Here is a 20162-nt window from a genome sequence, read left to right on the forward strand (position 1 = left end):
GCATGGCACACAGGGCGCCCGGAGGGGCCGGTGCGCGATCAGGCGCGTACCGGCCCCGGGTTCCGGGCGCTCACAGCGTTTTGCCGGACTCCGCCCCCGTCGCCGCGGTCGTCGCCGCGCCCACGATCAGGCCGTCCTCGAAGCGGTCCACCCGGACCGTGTCGCCGTCCGTGACCTCGCCCGCGAGGATCTCCTTGGCCAGCCGGTCGCCGATCGCGGTCTGCACCAGACGGCGCAGTGGCCGGGCCCCGTAGGCCGGATCGTTGCCCTCGTCGGCCAGCCATTCCAGCGCCGCGGGGGTGACGTCCAGGGTGAGCCGGCGCTCCGCGAGGCGGCGGGCCAGCCGGTCGATCTGGAGCTTGGCGATATGGGCCAGCTCATCGCGCGAGAGGGCGGAGAAGACCACCAGATCGTCGAGGCGGTTCAGGAACTCGGGCTTGAAGGAGGTCCGTACCACCTCCAGGACCTGCTGTTTCTTGGTCTCCTCCGGGGTGGTCGGCTCGACCAGGTACTGGCTGCCGAGGTTCGACGTCAGGACCAGGATGGTGTTGCGGAAGTCCACCGTCCGCCCCTGGCCGTCGGTGAGCCGGCCGTCGTCCAGGACCTGGAGCAGCACATCGAAGACCTCGGGATGGGCCTTCTCCACCTCGTCCAGCAGGACCACGGAGTACGGCCGCCTGCGCACGGCCTCGGTGAGCTGGCCGCCCTCCTCGTAGCCGACATAGCCGGGAGGCGCGCCGACGAGCCGCGCCACGGAGTGCTTCTCGCCGTACTCACTCATGTCGATACGGACCATGGCCCGCTCGTCGTCGAAGAGGAAGTCGGCGAGCGCCTTGGCCAGCTCGGTCTTGCCGACACCGGTCGGGCCGAGGAAGAGGAAGGAGCCGGTGGGGCGGTCGGGGTCGGCGATTCCGGCGCGGGTACGGCGTACCGCGTCGGACACGGCCTGGACCGCCTCGCCCTGGCCGATCAGCCGCCTGCCCAGCTCCTGCTCCATCCGCAGCAGCTTCTGTGTCTCGCCCTCCAGCAGCCGGCCGGCCGGGATCCCGGTCCAGGAGCCGACCACATCGGCGATGTCGTCCGGGCCGACCTCCTCCTTGACCATCGTGTCCTTGGCGGCCTCCTGCTCGGCCTCGGCGGCCTCCTCCAGCTCGCGCTCCAGGCCGGGGATCTCGCCGTACAGCAGCTTGGAGGCGGTGTCGAAGTCGCCGTCGCGCTGTGCGCGCTCGGCCTGGCCGCGCAGGTCGTCCAGGCGTTCCTTCAGCTCACCGACGCGGTTGAGGCCCTGCTTCTCCTTCTCCCAGCGGGCGTTGAGGCCGCGCAGCTCCTCCTCGCGGTCGGCGAGATCGCGGCGAAGCTTCTCCAGCCGCTGCTTGGAGGCGGGGTCGGACTCGTTCTTGAGCGCCAGCTCCTCCATACGGAGGCGGTCGACGGAGCGCTGGAGTTCGTCGATCTCGACGGGCGAGGAGTCGATCTCCATCCGGAGCCGGGAGGCCGCCTCGTCCACGAGGTCGATGGCCTTGTCGGGCAGGAAGCGCGAGGTGATGTAACGGTCGGAGAGCGTCGCGGCGGCGACCAGCGCCGCGTCCGCGATCTGCACCTTGTGGTGGGCCTCGTACCGGCCCTTGAGCCCGCGCAGGATCGCGATGGTGTCCTCGACGGTCGGCTCGGCGACCAGCACCTGCTGGAAGCGCCGCTCCAGCGCCGCGTCCTTCTCGATCCGCTCGCGGTACTCGTCCAGTGTGGTCGCGCCGACCATGCGCAGCTCGCCGCGGGCCAGCATCGGCTTGAGCATGTTCCCGGCGTCCATGGCGGAGTCGCCGCCGGCGCCCGCGCCCACGACGGTGTGCAGCTCGTCGATGAAGGTGATGATCTGCCCGTCGCTCGACCTGATCTCGGACAGGACGGTCTTGAGCCGCTCCTCGAACTCACCGCGGTACTTCGCGCCCGCCACCATCGCACCGAGGTCCAGCGAAACCAGCCGCTTGTTCTTCAGTGACTCCGGCACGTCGCCCTTGACAATGCGCTGTGCCAGCCCCTCGACGACGGCGGTCTTGCCGACGCCGGGCTCGCCGATCAGCACCGGATTGTTCTTCGTACGGCGTGACAGCACCTGCACCACACGCCGGATCTCCTGGTCCCGGCCGATGACCGGGTCGAGCTTGCCCTCGCGGGCGGCGGCCGTGAAATCGGTACCGAACTTCTCCAGGGCCTTGTACTGGCCCTCCGGGTCGGGTGTGGTCACCCGGCGCCCTCCCCTTGCCTTCTCGAACGCGTCAAGCAGTCTCCTGGCGCCCGCCCCCTGCTGGTCGAGCACCTCCCCGGCCTGGCCCCCCTTGGCGGCGACGCCGATCAGCAGGTGCTCGGTGGAGAGGTAGTCGTCCCCCAGCTCCTTGGCCCGCTGAGCCGCGTCGTTGATGACGGCGAGCAGCTCGCGGTTGGGCCCCGGGGGCGCGACCGTCGAACCGGTCACGCTGGGCTGCGCGGCCAGCAGCCGCTCCGCCCCCGACCGTACCGCGACCTGGTCCGCCTCGACGGCGGCCAGCAGGTCGGTGACGTTCTCGTTGTCCTGGCCTTCCAGCAGCGCGAGCAGCAGATGCGCGGGGGTCAGATCGGGATGCCCGGCCGCCACGGCCCGGTTGGTGGCGGCATTGATAGCGTCCCGGCTCTTGTTGGTCAGCTCGGCGTCCACGTACGCCCTCTCCTCTCCTGCACAGACCTCGGGTCTCCGTCCGACCCTGACACTGAGAACGTGCGCAAAGTTGAGTCTATTCCACTCAAGCCTGAAACGGGGCCGCGCTCCGGGGGTTTCCGTGCCCTTGCCCGGCCCGGGGCGTCGCCGGGCAGGCGGGACTTCGAAGACACGCCCTAGGCTTCCGGCATGGCCCATGACGTACGCGATCCCAGCCCCGAGTTTCTCGCCTTCTGGAGCGAGCGCCACGTATGCACCCTGACCACCCTGCGCCCGGACGGCAGCCCGCATGTGGTGCCGGTGGGCGTCACGTATGACCCGGCGGCCGGACTCGCCCGCGTCATCACCAACAAGAACAGCACGAAGGTCGCCAACATCCTGGCGGCGGGACCGGAAGGCGCGCGGGTGGCCGTGTGCCAGGTCAAGAAGGGCCACTGGGCGACGCTGGAGGGCCGCGCGACGGTCCGCACGGACCCTGAGGTGGTCGCGGACGCCGAGAGGCGTTACGAGGAGCGCTACGAGCGCGCTCCGAGACCCAACCCGGAGCGGGTGGTCATCGAGATCGCCCTGGAACGGGCGCTCGGCCGCGTCTGACCGCGAGGGCCCGGACAGGCCTTCCAGTCCTTCGGAACGGACGCGGACAGCACAACGGCGCCATCGTGTTTCAGGTCCACGATGGCGCCGCTGTGTGGGGGAAGCGCCTGAGCGATTTACAACGACGGGGGAATCGCTCAGGCACTGCGGGGGGTGGCGATGGTGGTATTCGACCCGACCAGCTGGTGATCACGCTGGTCGAGGTTCACGAAGATCATGTCGTATCGGATGGCACACCGGACCGGCTGCGGAGCCCCCCGCGGCCTCCGAAGGCAGCGGTAGGCACGGACGTCCTCGTCCTCCTCGCGTACGACGACGATCGGCTCTCCGAAGAGGGTGACCATCAACGAGTCGCCACGGTGAGGAATAGCGGTGACGAGATCGATGAAGTGCCAGCCCGACCGGTAGGCCGTGGCCATCTCGCGCCGGAAGACCCGGTCGTCCGGCGGGACAGTCATGCGCTGGTGTCGGCCGACGTGACGATCCAGCCGATGTCCTTGGGAGTTGCCTGAGGGGCCACCCAGCCGATGTCACCGGACCCCGAACGCACAGCAGTGGATCCAGCGGCCTTCAGGTTCCAGCCGATGTCACCCGAGTTACCGGATGCGGCGGGCTCGCCCCACCCGATGTCGCCCGACTTCCACCCGATGTCGCCCGACTCCACACCCTGGGCGACAGATCCGGCAGGCGTTGGGTTCCAGCCAATGTCCGCCCCAACACCCAGCGCACCATAGGCCAGAGCCGCAGAGAAAGCAGTGACAACCACCGCGCGAAGCATTCTCTTGTACATAGTCGGCTTCGTCCTCACTTGATGGATTCCTCTCCCCCGCCATCTAGACGATGTCTCACCCGGACACGTCAACACCACCGGGACGAGGCATCATGTTCCTGTATGTTCAGGACCCTGGGGGGTGGAGCTTTGCTAGCAAACAACACAAAACAGACACATCCCCACGCTGTGACTGAGCTGTGTGATGACGGCAGACGGATTTACGCCAGCGCGTTGCGCTCCGGACGGATCGCCCGCAGCGAGGCCGCGGCGGCTCCCTGCCTCATGGAATTCCCTCTTCTCCACCCCGATCCCGACGATGCCGACTGGCTACGCCCAGTTCCGCCCTCCGCGGCCCTTGCCCAGCGTCTCCACCCCATCGAGCGCGAGATCCAGGAACGCCGGCACTTCGCCGTCGAACTGACCGACTCTTTCGAGCCGTTCATGACCATCAGCGCCCAGGACCCGCCCACCACACACGCGATCACCGTCCTGGAGGGCGACAGCCGGATCAACGCCGCGCTCGACCTCTCCACCGCCGAATGCCGGACGGAAGTACTCACCGTGCAGCCCGGCGGCGGACGCAGCGCGCATGTGCTCGCCCAGGCCTTGGAGCGGGGCCGTTCCGTGGTGGACCGCGGTGTCAGCATCCGCACCCTGTACCAGCACACCGTCCGGCACAGCCAGGGCACACTCGCCTACGCGGAGCGGCTGGCCGAGGGCAAGGTGGAGATACGGACGCTGGAAGAACTCATCGAGCGGCTCATCGTCTTCGACCGCACCGTCGCGTACATACCGGCCCGTTCCGACCGGCAGGTCGCGCTGGAACTGCGCCACCCGGGACTCGTCGACTATCTCGCCCAGGTCTTCGAGCAGTTGTGGCGCCGCGCCACCCCGCTCACGGAGCAGGTCTCCTACGAGCCCACACCGTTCGGCATCACCGGCGTCCAGCGGTCCATCGCCAAGCTCCTCATCGAGGGGTACGTGAACGAGGCCATCGCCCGCCGCCTCGGCATGAACGTACGCACCTGCCGCGCGCACATAGCCAAACTCGCCACCACGCTCGGCAGCGGCAGCCGCGCCCAACTCGGATATCTCATCGCGCAGTCGGGAATCCTGGACCAGGGCACCGAGTCGGATTAACCCAGGAATTGCCATTCAGCCGCCCCCGGCGACCCCGGCGAAGGGGCGCCTCAATTCCGTCCGGGCGCGCGATGTCGCCTTCCGGCATCTTCCGTCACTTATCTTCCGTCACTCTCTGTAGAATGCGGGGCCGGTCCGCGCGGATCAAGTGATAGATGCCTGCACTGATGTGCACTGCGGAAGCTCGCAGGAGGGACATATGAAATCCGACATAGCGCTGCACAACGAAGCATCGCTCGACATATCAGAGGAAACACACGCCCTGCTGCGCAGGCTTATTCGGGGCGAACAGGTCACGGGTACCGAACCCGGGCTCGCGGAACTGGCCGCTCTGGGCCTGGCGGTGCACAACCCGCATGACGACCGCTGGAGTTCGGCGGACCTGTGGCACGCGGAGCAGACCGCTCTGGCCGCGGAGCGCGCGGGCATCGCCCATCATCTTCAGCGCATGCGCCGGCTGTCCGAGCTGCACCGCGAGATGAGAAATATCGAGCCGCCGAGCGGAAACGGCATCGAATTCCTCGACCGAATCGAGCTCGTCAACGCCGCCATCGTCCAAGCGACGAATTCCGCGACTTCACGGATCTGTACGGCGCATCCGCAGGACAGAAAGGTGGATACGCTGCGCAAGGCGCTCGTGGCCGATGTGGCGGTCCTCCAGCGAGGTGTCGGCTACCGCACTCTCTATCCGGACACCGCGCGCACCAGGCCCGGCGAGAAGGAATGGGCCGCGGCGGCGAGCGGACACGGCGCGGAGATACGTACCCTCGCCACCGACTTCGAGCGCATGATCCTCGTGGACAACAAGGTCGCCGTGATCGCCGATCACCGGGGCGAACCGAACAGGGACGTCGCCTTCAAGGTGACGCACCCCGGGATGCTCGCCTTCTTCCACCATGTGTACGAGCAGCAGTGGGAACGGGCCGAGCCCTGGATGGGCGGCCGGTTCCGGCGGCGGGAGCAGGCGACCCTGACCACCAGCAGGTCCCGCCGCATCCTCAACAAGCTGCGGGAGGGACGCGCGCTCAAGCAGATCGCGAGCGAGCTCGGGGTCAGCCTCCGCACCGTCAACACCGACCTCAACAAGCTCTATGAGGCCGTGGGGGTCGACACGCTGTTCGCCCTCGGGGTGTGGTGGGGCTCCGAGGCCGCCGCCAAGGAACGCAGGCTGGACTGACGCGAGCGGAAGCGGACTCAGTCCGTCGGCCGCTTGGGCCGCCACACCACCAGCGCGCTCGCCTGCTGCACGTCCTGGTACGGCACCAGATCCCGGCGGTACGAGGCATGCACCTGCGCCTCGCGCTGCCGCATCGCCGTCGCCGCGCCGTCCACCGCCGCCGACAGCTCGGCGACCCGTGCCTGAAGCGCGGCGACCTGGTTCTCCAGCTCGATGATCCGCTTGATGCCGGCCAGATTGATGCCCTCGTCCTGCGACAACTGCTGCACCTGGCGCAGCAGCTCGATGTCACGGGCCGAGTAGCGGCGTCCCCTGCCCGCCGTACGGTCCGGGGAGACCAGACCGAGGCGGTCGTACTGCCTGAGCGTCTGCGGGTGCAGCCCGGAGAGCTGTGCCGCCACCGAGATGACATACACCGGCGTTTCCTCGGTCAGCTGATACGCCCTGGTGAACGATGAAGACTGCCGCCGCCCGTCCATGAGGTCATGCTCCCTTCGCCGCCTGGAACAGCTCCGCCCGCGGGTCCTCGGCCGCGGTCGCCTTCCGGTAGGCCTCCAGCGCGTCCCGCGCGGGCGCGTCGAGGTCCTTGGGGACGACGACCTCGACGGTGACCAGCAGGTCGCCACGGGTGCCGTCCTTGCGTACCGCGCCCTTGCCGCGGGCGCGCATCGTACGGCCGTTGGGTGTCCCCGCCGGAAGCTTGAGCGTGACCGCGGGACCGCCCAGGGTCGGCACCTTCACCTCGCCCCCGAGCGCCGCCTCCGTGAACGTGACGGGCACGGTGACCGTGAGGTTGTCGTCCTTGCGGCCGAAGACCGGATGGGCGTCGACATGCACGACGACATACAGGTCGCCGCCGGGGCCGCCGCGCTCGCCGGGAGCGCCCTTGCCGCGCAGCCTGATCCGCTGCCCGTCGCTGACGCCCGCCGGGATACGGACCTGCATGGTCCGGGAGGACCTGGCGCGCCCGCTGCCCTTGCAGACCTCGCACGGGTCCTGGGCGATCAGCCCACGGCCCTTGCAGTCCACACAGGGGTCGGTCAGCGAGAAGCCGCCGCCGCTGCCGCGCGAGACCTGTCCCGTGCCCACACAGGTCGGGCAGACCCGCGGGGTGCCGTTCTTGTCGCCGGTGCCCGAACACGCCTTGCAGGGCGCCTGGCTGGACATCCGCAGCGGGACCGTGGCCCCGTCGACCGCCTCGGTGAAGCTGAGCGTCACCTCGGACTCGATGTCCTGGCCGCGGCGCGGCTGCGTACGGGTCCCGGTGCCGCCCCGGTTGAAGAGCCCGCCGAAGACGTCCCCGAGCCCGCCGCCGAAGCCGCCGGCGCCGGGTCCGCCCTGGGTGCCCCCGGGGCCGCCGCCGAAGAGGTCCCCCAGGTCGAAGTTGAACGAGCCGTTGCCCCCGGCGCCGGGACCGGGCCGGAACCCGCCGTTGCCGAAGAGGGCGCGCGCCTCGTCGTATTCCTTGCGCCGCTTGGGATCCCCGAGGACGTCATTCGCCTCGGAGATCTCCTTGAAGCGTTCCTCGGCCTTGAGGTCGCCCTTGTTGGCGTCCGGGTGGAACTCGCGCGCGAGCTTCCGGTACGCCTTCTTGATCTCGGCCTCGGTGGCGTCCTTGGGGACGCCGAGAACCTTGTAGTAGTCCTTCTCCACGAAGTCCTTCGTGCTCATTCCCGACGTCCCTCCTCTCCGCCCGCTACCCCACTGCCCGCCGCGTCAGCCCTCGTCCGGGCCACCGCTCTCCTTGTCGTTGGCGGACTCGGCGCCCTCGTCCGCGGCCTTGGGCTGGGCCCCCGGCTGGGGCTCGGCCACCGCGACGCGGGCGGGTCTGATAGTCCGCTCGCCGAACCGGTACCCAGGCTGGAGGATCGCGACGCACGTCGTTTCCGTGACATCCGGCGCGTACGAGTGCATCAGGGCCTCATGAATCGTCGGGTCGAAGGGCTCGCCCTCCGTACCGAACTGCTGGAGGCCCAGCTTCACCGTGACCGCTTCCAGCGACTCGGCCACCGACTTGAACCCGCCGACCAGTTCCTCGTGGTCGCGCGCCCGGCCGATGTCGTCCAGGACCGGCAGCAGTTCGGTCAGCAGACTCGCGACCGCGATCTCCTTGACCGTGACCCGGTCCCGCTCCACCCGGCGGCGGTAGTTCTGGTACTCGGCCTGGAGCCGCTGGAGGTCCCCCGTGCGCTCGTTGAGCGCCGTACGGACCTGGTCCAGCTGCGCCGTCAAAGCGACTTCCTGTACGTCCCCGCCCGGGGCCGCCGGGCCCGACTCCGCAGCGGAGTCGGACTCGGCGCCCTTCGACGCGGCTTCTTCGGGGGTCGCGCCGGAGGGAACGTCGGGCTTCTCCTCAAAGCCCGGGGTCTCCTCCGTCACGCCGCACCGTCCTTCTTGGGCTTCTCGTCGTCCACGATCTCGGCGTCGACGACATCGTCATCGGCCTTGGCCTGTCCGGCGCCCGCACCGGCCTCGGCACCGCCGGCGGCCGCACCGGACGCCTGGGCGTCGGCGTACATCGCCTGACCGAGCTTCTGGGAGACGGCCGCGACCTTCTCCGTGGCGGTACGGATCTCGGCGGTGTCCTCGCCCTTGAGCTTCTCCTTCAGCTCGGCGATGGACGTCTCGACCTCGGTCTTGATGTCGCCGGGAACCTTGTCCTCGTTGTCCTTGAGGAACTTCTCCGTCTGGTAGACGAGCTGTTCGGCCTGGTTGCGGGTCTCCGCGGCCTCGCGGCGGCGGTGGTCCTCGTCCGCGTACTGCTCGGCCTCTTCACGCATCCGGTTGACCTCGTCCTTCGGCAGCGAGGAGCCACCGGTGACGGTCATCTTCTGCTCCTTGCCGGTGCCGAGGTCCTTCGCGGCCACGTGCATGATGCCGTTGGCGTCGATGTCGAAGGCGACCTCGATCTGCGGCACACCGCGCGGCGCGGGCGGCAGACCGGTCAGCTCGAACATCCCGAGCTTCTTGTTGTACGCCGCGATCTCGCGCTCGCCCTGGTAGACCTGGATCTGCACGGACGGCTGGTTGTCCTCGGCCGTCGTGAAGATCTCCGAACGCTTCGTCGGGATCGTCGTGTTGCGCTCGATCAGCTTGGTCATGATGCCGCCCTTGGTCTCGATACCGAGGGACAGCGGGGTGACGTCGAGGAGCAGGACGTCCTTGACCTCACCCTTCAGGACACCGGCCTGGAGCACGGCGCCGATGGCGACGACCTCGTCGGGGTTGACACCCTTGTTGGCCTCGCGGCCACCGGTCAGCTCCTTGACGAGCTCCGCGACGGCGGGCATACGCGTCGAACCACCCACGAGCACCACGTGATCGATCTCGGACAGCTGGATGCCGGCGTCCTTGATGACGTTGTGGAACGGGGTCTTGCAGCGGTCGAGCAGATCCGCGGTCAGCTGCTGGAACTGCGAGCGCGTGATCTTCTCGTCGAGGTGCAGCGGGCCCTCGGCGGACGCCGTGATGTACGGCAGGTTGATCGTGGTCTCGGACGAGGACGACAGCTCGATCTTCGCCTTCTCCGCGGCCTCGCGGAGACGCTGGAGAGCCATCTTGTCCTTGGAGAGGTCCACGCCGTGGCCGTTGGCGAACTGCTTCACCAGGAAGTCGACGAGACGCTGGTCCCAGTCGTCACCACCGAGGTGGTTGTCGCCGTTGGTGGCCTTCACCTCGACGACGCCGTCACCGATCTCCAGCAGCGAGACGTCGAAGGTGCCGCCACCGAGGTCGAAGACGAGGATCGTCTGGTCGTCCTTGTCGAGCCCGTAGGCCAGCGCCGCCGCCGTCGGCTCGTTGACGATACGCAGCACGTTGAGGCCCGCGATCTCGCCGGCCTCCTTGGTGGCCTGACGCTCGGAGTCGTTGAAGTACGCGGGGACGGTGATCACCGCGTCGGTGACCTTCTCGCCCAGGTACGACTCCGCGTCCCGCTTCAGCTTCTGCAGCACGAAGGCCGACATCTGCTGCGGGTTGAAGTCCTTGCCGTCCAGGTTGATCTTCCAGTCGGTGCCCATGTGGCGCTTGACCGACCGGATGGTCCTGTCGACGTTCGTGACTGCCTGGCGCTTGGCGACCTCGCCGACGAGCACCTCGCCGTTCTTGGCGAAGGCGACGACGGACGGCGTGGTCCTGGCGCCTTCGGCGTTGGTGATGACGGTGGGCTCGCCGCCTTCGAGAACGCTGACGACGGAGTTAGTCGTGCCCAGGTCGATGCCGACCGCACGTGCCATTTCGATTCCTCCAGCTGACTTGAGTGGAACTGACTCAAGGATGCATGACGGATCCCCGAGAGTCAAAGGACCTGAGTCGATGGGACTCAACTATCGTGCGCCGCGCCCGTCTCCGGGGGCCGCCGGACGCGCCTGAGGGGCCCACCTACCCGATCCGGGCACCCACACCGTGCGATTGTTCCGTGGCAAAAGCACTGAAAACACCCAAAAACACCGAAGCTGATGAAACTCGCGAAGTAATCGAAACTACCGCTGAACCCAGCTGAATGTAATAGAGCACTTATAGCGAACAGAACGGTCAGGTGTGACCTTGAAGCGACGCCCCACGGCATGGCGCCCGCCCCACCTCCCGGAGCCCAAGCGCCTACTCGATCTGACCCTCGGCTCGGCCCTCCTGGTGCTGACCGCGCCCCTGCTCGGGGCGGCGGCCCTCACCCTCGCGCTGTCCCGGCCGGCCGGGGGCGTTTTCGTACGCGACTACCGCACAGGACTCAACGGCCACCCCTTCCTGCTGAGTTCCCTGCGCACCCGCCTGTTCCGGCTCGACCTGCTCTCCCGGCTGCCCCATGTCGTACGCGGCGAGCTGTCCCTGGTGGGGCCCGCGCCCCTGAAGACCGGCTCCCCCACGGGGTCGGCGCCCTGGCGTCAGCGCGTACGGCCCGGCCTGACCGGTCTCGCGCAGGTACGGCGCCACTCGGGGCTGCCGTGGGACGAGACACCGCTGCTCGACCAGCACTACGTGGAACACCACTGGATCGGCCTGGACCTCGCGATCCTCGCCCGCACGCCCGGACGCGCCTTGCGGGCGGCCAGGTTTCCCTGAGGGTCCCCTGAGCGACACAGATCACCGGCTGCGCCGCTACATTGCGGCTGGATAAGTGGGTAACCTCAGCACGAAACGATTAAGTTACCGCTTAGTAAGCGCCAGTGAGCGGCGATAGTTGACAGCACCAGTGGTTTGACAGCACGAGTGGTTCGACAACACCCGTGGTCGGTGAGCAGCAGCGAGCCGGCCACCCGTCCCCGTAACGCACAAGCCCGTGGAAGAGTGGGCCGATCTCCCACCCTCGCAGGCCCGAGGAGCCCCCAATGCAACTCGCCGCGATCATCGTGTCGCTGGTACTCGCCGTCGTCGGTGTGGCGCTGTTCGGCCGAGCCATCGCGCAGATCTACCGCTTCGTACGGCTCGGCCAGCCCGTCCCCGCGGGCACACGGACCGATGAGCCCGGCCGGCGCACCCTGACCGTGGCCAAGGAGTTCCTCGGCCACACCCGGATGAACCGCTGGGGCGTGGTCGGCGTCGCGCACTGGTTCGTCGCCATCGGCTTCTTCTCGCTCGTACTGACCCTGGTGAACGCCTTCGGGCAGCTCTTCAAGGCCGACTGGCTGCTGCCGGTCATCGGGAACTGGACGCCGTACGAGGTCTTCGTCGAGCTCATCGGCCTGCTCACGACGCTCGGCATCCTGACCCTGATCGTCATCCGGCAGCTCTCGCTCCCCGGCCGCGCCGGCCGCAAGTCCCGCTTCACGGGCTCGAACTTCGGCCAGGCGTACTTCGTCGAGGCCGTCATCCTCGTCATCGGCCTGGCGATCCTGGTCCTGCGCGGGCTGGAGGGCGCGCTGCACCACGTCGACTCGTACCAGGCGGCGTATCTGGTCTCGTACCCGCTGGTCGCGGCGTTCGACGGGCTCAGCCTCGGCACTCTCCAGAACCTGGTCTACCTGGTCGCGCTGATCAAGCTCGCGACGTCCTTCATCTGGATGATCACGGTCGCGCTCAAGACCGACATGGGCGTCGCCTGGCACCGTTTCCTCGCCTTCCCCAACATCTGGTTCAAGCGCGAGGCGGACGGCGGGACGGCCCTCGGCGCCCTTCGGCCGATGACGAGCGCGGGCAAGGAGATCGACTTCGAGGACCCCGGCGAGGACGACGTCTTCGGTGTCTCCCAGATCGAGCACTTCTCCTGGAAGGGCATCCTCGACTTCTCCACCTGTACGGAGTGCGGCCGCTGCCAGTCGCAGTGCCCGGCCTGGAACACGGGGAAGCCGCTCTCCCCGAAGCTCCTGATCATGTCGCTGCGCGACCACGCCCACGCCAAGGCGCCCTATCTGCTGGCCGGCGGCGGCAAGACGATGGAGGGCGAGGAGAAGGCCACCGAGGAGCAGCTGGCCGGGGTGCCCGCCGCGGCCCTCGCGGAGGCCGAACGCCCGCTGATCGGAACGCTGGAGCCGGTGTCCGACAGCGGCTTCGCCACGGGCGGCGTCATCGACCCGGACGTGCTGTGGTCCTGCACCACGTGCGGCGCGTGTGTGGAGCAGTGCCCGGTGGACATCGAGCATGTCGACCACATCGTCGACATGCGCCGCTACCAGGTGATGATCGAGAGCGCCTTCCCGAGCGAGGCCGGGACCATGCTCAAGAACCTGGAGAAGAAGGGCAACCCCTGGGGTCTGGCGAAGAAGCAGCGCCTGGAGTGGACGAAGGAGGTCGACTTCGAGGTACCGGTCGTCGGCAAGGACATCGAGGACCTGACCGAGGTCGACTACCTGTACTGGGTCGGCTGCGCGGGCGCGCTGGAGGACCGGGCCAAGAAGACCACCAAGGCCTTCGCGGAGCTGCTGCACATCGCGGGCGTCACATTCGCGATCATGGGCGGCGACGAGAAGTGCACGGGTGACTCGGCCCGCCGCCTCGGCAACGAGCCGCTGTTCCAGCAGCTCGGCCAGGAGAACGTCGCGATGTTGAACATGGCGTACGGGGAGGACGATGACGACGCCTCGACGAAGAAGCCGAAGTCGTCGAAGAAGATCGTCGCGACCTGCCCGCACTGCTTCAACACGATCGCGAACGAGTACCCGCAGCTCGGCGGCGAGTACGAGGTCATCCACCACACGCAGCTGCTCCAGCACCTCGTGGACGAGGGCAAGCTGGTCCCGGTCACCCCGGTCGAGGGTCTGATCACGTACCACGACCCCTGCTACCTGGGCCGGCACAACAAGATCTACACGCCGCCGCGCGAGATCATCGCGAAGGTGCCCGGTCTGCGGAACGAGGAGATGCACCGCCACAAGGAGCGCGGCTTCTGCTGTGGCGCGGGTGGCGCGCGGATGTGGATGGAGGAGCGGATCGGCAAGCGCGTCAACGACGAGCGGGTGGACGAGGCCCTTTCGCTGAACCCGGACATCGTGTCGACGGCCTGCCCGTTCTGTCTGGTGATGCTCACCGACTCGGTCAACGGCAAGAAGAACGACGGACGGGCGAAGGAGTCCCTCCAGGTCGTGGACGTGGCGCAGCTGCTGCTCGACTCGGTGCGGACGCCGGCGGGGCCGGAGGGCTCGGAGGAGCCGGAGAGCGCGCCGGACCCGGATCCGGACCCGGAGCCTCAGCCGGTGAAGTAGATGAGCGGGTAGGAGCGAGCGAGCAGGACGAGCAGGAGTGGAGGAGCGGCCGGATCTGCCTGGGGGCGGGTCCGGCCGCTCGGTGTGTGGCGTGCGGTGCGTGTGGCGTGATCCTGGGGATTCGGCTCCGATTTCGGCCGCTGAATGGGAGAGGACTGGGGCACCATGTGACGACTGAGGCCGGTGAGAGGGACCGGGCGGACGGACGGCGGGCGGACGGGTGAGTGGGGCATGCGCATACGCGTGACAGCGAGGGCGGCTGCCGGGGCGGCGGTGAGACGCGAACGCGGATGTGGCTTCCGCGGACGTGGGTTCCGTACGGCCGCGTGCGCGGCGGTGTGCGCGGCCGTCTGTACGGCGCTGCTGCTCACGGGCTGCACCGCCTTCTCGGGCCCGGACGGAGGCGGCGGCCAGGACCGGGGCAAGGGCACGGCGGCCGACAAGAACGGCGACACCGCGCCCCTCTCGGGCCGCTCCGGCGCCCCGCGTCGTCCCGTACCGCGCGGCAAGGGCAGCCGTGTCCCCGACGACTTCAACGGTGACGGCCACCCTGACCTCGTACTGAACGACCTGGTCAAGGCCCCGGGCGACACCTACGGCGACGACGCGGGCATCGGGATCGTCTATGGCACCGCCACGGCCCGCGGTGTCGATCCGGCCGTGCGCCAGATCCTCAGCCCGCGGGAACACGGCGCCCGTGTCGACGGCGTGCTGCCCTCGGCGTTCGACGCCGAGGCCGCGTGCGATCTGGACGGCGACGGGTTCGGGGATCTGATCGTCACCACGGACCCGCCGTACGACGGGATCGGAGCCCCGCCCGTGCCGCTCCAGATCCTCTTCGGCGGTCCCGACGGCCTCGGCGGGGGCGGTGACGGCAAGACCGACAAGACCGACAAGGCCGGCAGGGGCGGTGATCGTGGCAGGGCGGTCGTCCTCCGGATCCCCGCCAAGGCCCGCGCCGGAGACGAGTGGCCCGACCACCCCGTCTGCGGCGACTTCGACGGCGACGGCGAGATGGACCTCGCGGTGACCGCGAGCGCGGGCCAGGTGAGCTATCTCCGGGGCCCCTTCAGCCGCACCGGCGCCCCACGCGCCGCCTCCGCGCCGATCCCGGGCGGCGGCCCTGTCCTCGAAGCGCCCACGCCCAAGGCCGATGTCAACGGTGACGGCTACGACGACCTCGTCCACTTGACCAGGGCCCGCGCCCCGGGCCACGCCGCGAAGGGCGAGCTGCTGCTCGGCGGCCCGGAGGGGCCGGGGCGCGCGGGAGGCGCGTACCGCTTCAAGGGCGCCCGGTTCCCGACCCCGCCCAGGCTCCCGTCGGGGTCCGGCCGGGCCGTGACGGAGCTCGTCGCCTCGGCCGACTTCACCGGGGACGGGCGCCAGGATCTGGTGACCCGCACCCACCGCGGCGAGCGTACGGATCTGATCGCGCTGTACCCGTCGGGAGCCGACCGGCCCGTGATCACGTTCAGTACTTCGATCTTCCTCGGATAGGGCGGAGGAGGTCGCGAGAGGTCCCTGGCGGACCGGGGGTTGTCCCCACGGGGATCCCTTAGGGGATGTCACAGCTCGGCCGCAAAGGACCCCCCGTTACGCCACCTCAGCTACCCGATCCGCCCGGACCGGGTACGTTCGATCGCGTGGCTGGATTCAGGATCGGACGCGGCCGGGACAACCGCACCCCGCAACAACAACCGCAGCGGCAGCAGCAACAGCCGTACGGAGGGCAGGCACCGCCCCCGGGTTACGGGGGCGGGCACCAAGCCGCGCCCCCGTACGGCAGACAGCAGTGGCCTCCCGCCGGCGGCGCACCGAACGGATACGGCGGTGGCGGACACGGCGGTGGTCATGGTGAACCGGAGTACTTCGGCGACCCGTACGGCCAGCAGGGACAGCCGGGCCCGCACAATCCGCAGGGCCTTCGTGGGCAGCATGCGCAGTACGGCCACCCCCCGCAGGGCGGACACGGCGGCCGGCCCGGCGACCCGTACGCCAACGACCCCGGTCATACCCAGGCTTTCAGCGTCAACGACGACCCGTACGGCGACGGGACCGCCTACCGCGCCGGCGCGGCCGCGGTCCCCGCGGGCCCCCGGCTGCACTGGAAGGAACTGCTGAGCGGCGTCGTACTGCGCCCCTCCGAGACGTTCCTGCGGATGCGCGACTACCCGGTCTGGGGCCCCGCCCTGATCGTGACGTTCGTCTACGGCCTGCTGGCGATCTTCGGCTTCGACACGGCCCGCGAGGACGCGATCAACGCGACCCTCTCCACGGCCATTCCGTACGTCCTGACCACCGGCATCGCCTTCGTCTTCGGCGGTCTGATCCTCGGCGCGGTGACCCACACGCTCGCGCGCCAGCTCGGCGGCGACGGCGCCTGGCAGCCGACCGTGGGCCTGTCCATGCTGATCATGTCGATCACGGACGCCCCGCGTCTGGTCTTCGCACTCTTCCTCGGCGGGGAGAACGCGCTGGTGCAGGTGCTCGGCTGGCTCACCTGGATCGGGGCGGGCGCGCTGTTCACGGTCATGGTCGGCAAGTCGCACGACCTGCCGTGGCCGAAGGCGCTGGGCGCGTCGGCGATCCAGCTGATCGCGCTGCTGTCGCTGCTGAAGCTGGGCACGCTGTAGCGGGCTCGGGCACCACGCACTACGCACCGCGCACCACACACCACGCGCCCGGAAGGGGCCCGGACGGGAGAACCGCCGGGCCCCTTGGGCGTACAGCGCGTCAGGCGTCGAGGACCTGCCCGCCGCGGCGGACGACGGGCGGCTCGACGCTCCAGGGAAAGTTGATCCAGTCGTCGGTGCGCTTCCACACGTACTCGCACTTCACGAGGGACTGGGTCTTCTCGTAGATGACGGCGCTGCGCACCTCGGCGACGTGGTCTACGCAGAAGTCGTGCACCAGCTTCAGCGTCTTGCCGGTGTCGGCGACATCGTCCGCGATGAGGACCTTCTTGTTGGAGAAGTCGATCACGTTGGGAACGGGCGCGAGCATGACGGGCATCGCGAGCGTGGTCCCGACGCCGGTATAGAACTCGACGTTGACCAGATGGATGTTCTTGCAGTCCAGGGCATAGGCGAGCCCACCGGCGACGAACACACCACCGCGCGCGATGCTCAGCACGACATCGGGCTCGTACCCGTCGTCGGCGATCGTCTGCGCCAGCTCGCGGACGGCGCGGCCGAACTTCTCGTAGGTGAGGTTCTCTCGGGTCTCGGTCATTCCGGTATCACACCTGTCATTCCCATATCACACCTGTGTCCGATGGAAATTGAGATACGAGCGGGAGGCGGTCGGCCCCCGCTGCCCCTGATAACGCGAGCCGTACCTCTCGGAGCCGTACGGGAACTCCGCCGGCGAACTGAGCCGGAAAAGACACAGCTGCCCGATCTTCATGCCGGGCCAGAGCTTGATCGGGAGGGTCGCCATATTCGAGAGTTCGAGCGTGACATGCCCGGAGAACCCGGGATCGATAAAGCCGGCGGTCGAGTGCGTCACCAGCCCGAGGCGGCCGAGGCTGGACTTCCCCTCCAGCCGGGAGGCGATGTCGTCGGGAAGCGAGATGACCTCGTACGTCGACGCGAGCACGAACTCCCCGGGGTGCAGAATGAACGGCTCGTCCCCGTCCGGCTCGACGGTGCGCGTCAGATCGACCTGCTCGACGGCGGGATCGATATGGGGATAGCGGTGATTCTCGAACACCCGGAAGAACCGGTCGAGCCGCACATCGATGCTGGAGGGCTGCACCATCGACGCGTCATACGGTTCGATGCGCACGCGTCCGGATTCGAGCTCGGCCCGGATGTCCTTGTCTGAGAGAAGCACGCCCCGAGGATACGCAGAGCGCGCGAGCCCGCCCCAATCGGGCAGCCCCGCGCGCCTGAGCCACTACGGTCAGTGCCGCTCCACCGCCACGGCCTCTACGGGCACGGCATGCCGCAACCGCGCACACCGCGGACACCGGATGAGCCGCCCGGGACCGATCCGTCCGGAATCGAGCTGCTGCATCGGAAACGTGGCGGTACTGAACACATGCCCTTCGGCACAGCGGACGACGGTGCGCTCCATCAAGTCCATCAGGTCCTTTCCCCAACAAACGCGGACGAAAGCCCACACTAGGGGATGAACGAAACCCACCCGTCAACGGCACTCCGCCCCCGACCCTACGCCCCAACTCCCGCCCACCACCCCCACATCCACCCCACACCCAACGCCCCAGCAACCCGCCCCGGAACGCGAGCGGCCCCACGGCGCAATACGCCCGGGGCCCGCGATGAGGTAGAGTGTCCGACGATGCACAGCCGATCACCGGCTCGCCTCGCGGGTGTAGTTTAATGGTAGAACATGAGCTTCCCAAGCTCAGAGCGCGAGTTCGATTCTCGTCACCCGCTCCACGACTAAGGCCCAAGTCAGCGACTTGGGCCTCCTTTGTTGTCTAGACCATTTCTTGTCCGGCCAGCCCTCCACCAGCCCTTTCTGCTGGCAGAAGCGCGGTTTCGGCGGCCTTCTGCGCGATGCCCGAGCCTTTCCGCGCCGGACTTCTCGAATGGCGAGACGCATTTCCTGTGAACTGGGTCACAGGAGCGTGAGGCGTTGCGGCATTGCGAAGGCAATGTCGCTGCCCGCGAACTCCGCCGAGAGCATGCGGCGGAGACAGGACCACTGTTCCTGAGCGGTCCTGTCTCCGCCACGCCGCGACGGACGAGGCCACCACGACCTCAGCCGGAGTGCTTCCGCGTCTCCGCCTGGGCCTGCTCGGCTGCTTCGCCGCGCTGCTGCCGGACTTCGGCGTCGATGCTCTTCGCGAGCTTGCGCTGGTGCTTCTTCTTGGAGTGCTGGTAGATCAGCTGTGCCTTGGGGCTCGACTGGCCCGCCCGGACCATGAGGTCCTTGAGCTTCGCGCCCGAGTCCGCCGCAAGGGTGTTGCCGGTGTGGCGGAGATCGTAGAAGCGAAAGCTGTCCGGCAGGCCCGCCGCGGTCCGCGCCGTGCGCCACTTGCGCCCGAAGGAAGACCGTCGCAAAGCGGCTCCGCGCTCTCCGACGATAAGCAGTCCGTCCGGTTCCTTCTCGGCGAACCACTGAAGGTGGCGACGCAGCTCGGGCACCACGAAGTCGGGCAGGTAGATCGCACGCCTCCCTGCACGCGACTTCGGGGCTCCCACGACCTTCTGGCCGTTGGTCAGCTCCGGTGCGGCTCGCCTGATCCACACGACGCCTTCGTCAAGGTCGATGTCACCGCGCCGCAGCTCCGCGAGTTCCTCGGGGCGGAGGGACGCGAAGGCACCCAGGAAGATCATGAGGCGCCAGCGCGGTCCGATCGCCTCGGCCAGCGCGTAGACCTGATGGATCTCGGCGACATCGCGCTCGTCCGCCTCCTCCTTGCCGGCGCCCTTGATACGGCACGGGTTGCTCTTGAGGAGTTCGTCGTCGACCGCAGTCTGGAGCACCGCCTTCAGCAGACGGTAGGACTTGGCCACTGTGGTCTTGGCGCCGTTGGTCGCCTTGAGCCGCTCGGCTCGCCACACGCGCACATCCGCCGGTTGGATGTCGTCCAGGTCCCACGCGCCGAAGGCAGGCAGGATGTGGAGCCTGAGCAAGCGGGTGTACAGATCCTCGGTGGTCGCCGCGAGGCCGCGCTCCCGAACCCACTTGTTGGCGAAGTCCTCGAAGTTGACCGCTCCGGCGTCGGGGTCGGTCCAGTGCTTGCGCTCTATGTCCGCCTGGGTCAGCGTGAGCCAGGTCGTCGCCTCAGTTTTGGTCTCGAAGGTGTGTGGCGCGTAGCGCCGCACACCGTCCGGAGCCCAGTAGCGGGCCTGGAAGCGTCCCGACTGGGTCTTGCGCACGCTGCCGAACTCGCGCCGCCGCTGCGGCTTGCGCGGCATCAGGCGGCCCTGCCGTAGCCGGAGCGAACCCGTCGCGCGGGCTGAATGGTGTGGGCCTCGATGTAGGCGGTGAGGGCGCTGTCGGCGATGCGAACGTGGCGTCCGACCTTGACGAAAGCGATGCGGCGTTCCGCCACAAGGCGGCGGACGAAACGCACACCTGTGCCGAGTCGTTCGGCCGCCTCGTCCACGGTGAGGAGGGGGTCAGCCATGCAGCGTCACCTCCTTCGCGGCACGCGTGGTCCGAGCGGAGCCATGGGGT

19 protein-coding genes and 1 tRNA gene are annotated in these 20162 nt (G+C 68.6%); 8 read left to right on the forward strand and 12 right to left on the reverse strand.

Annotation, left to right across the window (positions count from 1 at the left end):
* Nucleotides 1–70 precede the first annotated feature (70 nt).
* A complete protein-coding gene (gene clpB / locus M1203_RS30990) occupies nt 71–2692 on the reverse strand; it encodes an ATP-dependent chaperone ClpB (protein WP_249953147.1) in 2622 nt (873 codons plus the stop codon).
* A gap of 189 nt (nt 2693–2881) precedes the next feature.
* Between clpB and M1203_RS30995 the strand changes: the two genes are divergently transcribed.
* Entirely contained in the window at nt 2882–3286 is a 405-nt protein-coding gene (locus M1203_RS30995) for a pyridoxamine 5'-phosphate oxidase family protein (RefSeq protein WP_249953148.1), read from the forward strand.
* A gap of 137 nt (nt 3287–3423) precedes the next feature.
* On the opposite strand, the gene M1203_RS31000 is transcribed toward M1203_RS30995, so the two are convergent.
* Nucleotides 3424–3744 carry a hypothetical protein gene (locus M1203_RS31000; protein ID WP_030353182.1) on the reverse strand — a complete coding sequence of 107 codons (321 nt, stop codon included), beginning with the start codon at nt 3742–3744 and terminating at the stop codon, nt 3424–3426.
* Nucleotides 3741–4076, reverse strand: a complete 336-nt coding sequence (locus M1203_RS31005; protein ID WP_249953149.1) for a hypothetical protein — start codon at nt 4074–4076, stop codon at nt 3741–3743. Before M1203_RS31005 ends, M1203_RS31000 begins: the two co-directional genes overlap by 4 nt.
* Nucleotides 4077–4178: 102 nt before the next feature.
* Here M1203_RS31005 and M1203_RS31010 point away from each other — a divergent pair, with 102 nt between their 5' ends.
* The gene (locus M1203_RS31010) at nt 4179–5198 is read left to right on the forward strand and encodes a helix-turn-helix transcriptional regulator (RefSeq protein WP_249953150.1); all 1020 of its coding nucleotides are present in this window, start codon (nt 4179–4181) and stop codon (nt 5196–5198) included.
* 199 nt (nt 5199–5397) lie between these two features.
* A complete protein-coding gene (locus M1203_RS31015) occupies nt 5398–6375 on the forward strand; it encodes a LuxR C-terminal-related transcriptional regulator (protein WP_249953151.1) in 978 nt (325 codons plus the stop codon).
* A 17-nt stretch (nt 6376–6392) separates the two neighbouring features.
* On the opposite strand, the gene M1203_RS31020 is transcribed toward M1203_RS31015, so the two are convergent.
* The 4 genes from M1203_RS31020 to dnaK are packed head-to-tail and all read right to left on the reverse strand — an operon-like array spanning nt 6393 to nt 10610.
* Nucleotides 6393–6854, reverse strand: coding sequence for a heat shock protein transcriptional repressor HspR (locus M1203_RS31020; RefSeq protein ID WP_249953152.1), 462 nt, complete (start codon nt 6852–6854; stop codon nt 6393–6395).
* A gap of 4 nt (nt 6855–6858) precedes the next feature.
* Complete coding sequence (gene dnaJ / locus M1203_RS31025; RefSeq protein ID WP_249953153.1) at nt 6859–8046, reverse strand: molecular chaperone DnaJ; 1188 nt, start codon at nt 8044–8046, stop codon at nt 6859–6861.
* 45 nt (nt 8047–8091) lie between these two features.
* The gene (gene grpE, locus M1203_RS31030) at nt 8092–8754 is read right to left on the reverse strand and encodes a nucleotide exchange factor GrpE (RefSeq protein WP_249953154.1); all 663 of its coding nucleotides are present in this window, start codon (nt 8752–8754) and stop codon (nt 8092–8094) included.
* Nucleotides 8751–10610, reverse strand: coding sequence for a molecular chaperone DnaK (gene dnaK / locus M1203_RS31035; protein WP_249953155.1), 1860 nt, complete (start codon nt 10608–10610; stop codon nt 8751–8753). The genes grpE and dnaK overlap by 4 nt, the downstream gene beginning before the upstream one ends.
* Nucleotides 10611–10920: 310 nt before the next feature.
* Between dnaK and M1203_RS31040 the strand changes: the two genes are divergently transcribed.
* The 4 genes from M1203_RS31040 (at nt 10921) to M1203_RS31055 (ending at nt 16642) form a co-directional block, all read left to right on the forward strand.
* The gene (locus tag M1203_RS31040) at nt 10921–11433 is read left to right on the forward strand and encodes a sugar transferase (RefSeq protein WP_308404932.1); all 513 of its coding nucleotides are present in this window, start codon (nt 10921–10923) and stop codon (nt 11431–11433) included.
* 266 nt (nt 11434–11699) lie between these two features.
* A complete protein-coding gene (locus M1203_RS31045) occupies nt 11700–14009 on the forward strand; it encodes a (Fe-S)-binding protein (RefSeq protein WP_249953156.1) in 2310 nt (769 codons plus the stop codon).
* Between the two features lie 273 nt (nt 14010–14282).
* Nucleotides 14283–15506 (forward strand): VCBS repeat-containing protein, encoded by a 1224-nt coding sequence (locus tag M1203_RS31050; RefSeq protein WP_249953157.1) that lies wholly within the window; start codon nt 14283–14285, stop codon nt 15504–15506.
* A 146-nt stretch (nt 15507–15652) separates the two neighbouring features.
* Nucleotides 15653–16642: a Yip1 family protein gene (locus M1203_RS31055; RefSeq protein ID WP_249953158.1), complete on the forward strand. Its 990-nt coding sequence runs from the start codon at nt 15653–15655 to the stop codon at nt 16640–16642.
* A 100-nt stretch (nt 16643–16742) separates the two neighbouring features.
* Here the strand turns inward: M1203_RS31055 and M1203_RS31060 are convergent, their stop codons facing one another.
* The 3 genes from M1203_RS31060 to M1203_RS31070 form a co-directional block, all read right to left on the reverse strand.
* Nucleotides 16743–17240: a phosphoribosyltransferase gene (locus M1203_RS31060; protein WP_249953159.1), complete on the reverse strand. Its 498-nt coding sequence runs from the start codon at nt 17238–17240 to the stop codon at nt 16743–16745.
* A 27-nt stretch (nt 17241–17267) separates the two neighbouring features.
* Nucleotides 17268–17843, reverse strand: a complete 576-nt coding sequence (gene dcd / locus M1203_RS31065) for a dCTP deaminase (protein ID WP_249953160.1) — start codon at nt 17841–17843, stop codon at nt 17268–17270.
* A 69-nt stretch (nt 17844–17912) separates the two neighbouring features.
* Entirely contained in the window at nt 17913–18095 is a 183-nt protein-coding gene (locus M1203_RS31070; RefSeq protein WP_249953161.1) for a hypothetical protein, read from the reverse strand.
* 243 nt (nt 18096–18338) lie between these two features.
* Between M1203_RS31070 and M1203_RS31075 the strand changes: the two genes are divergently transcribed.
* Nucleotides 18339–18412 (forward strand) — tRNA-Gly (locus M1203_RS31075).
* A 324-nt stretch (nt 18413–18736) separates the two neighbouring features.
* On the opposite strand, the gene M1203_RS31080 is transcribed toward M1203_RS31075, so the two are convergent.
* Entirely contained in the window at nt 18737–19900 is a 1164-nt protein-coding gene (locus M1203_RS31080; protein WP_374404425.1) for a tyrosine-type recombinase/integrase, read from the reverse strand.
* Nucleotides 19900–20112 (reverse strand): helix-turn-helix domain-containing protein, encoded by a 213-nt coding sequence (locus tag M1203_RS31085; RefSeq protein WP_249953162.1) that lies wholly within the window; start codon nt 20110–20112, stop codon nt 19900–19902. Before M1203_RS31085 ends, M1203_RS31080 begins: the two co-directional genes overlap by 1 nt.
* Nucleotides 20113–20162 lie beyond the last annotated feature (50 nt).

This window comes from Streptomyces sp. 35G-GA-8 (assembly GCF_023534745.1).
GTDB lineage: Bacteria > Actinomycetota > Actinomycetes > Streptomycetales > Streptomycetaceae > Streptomyces.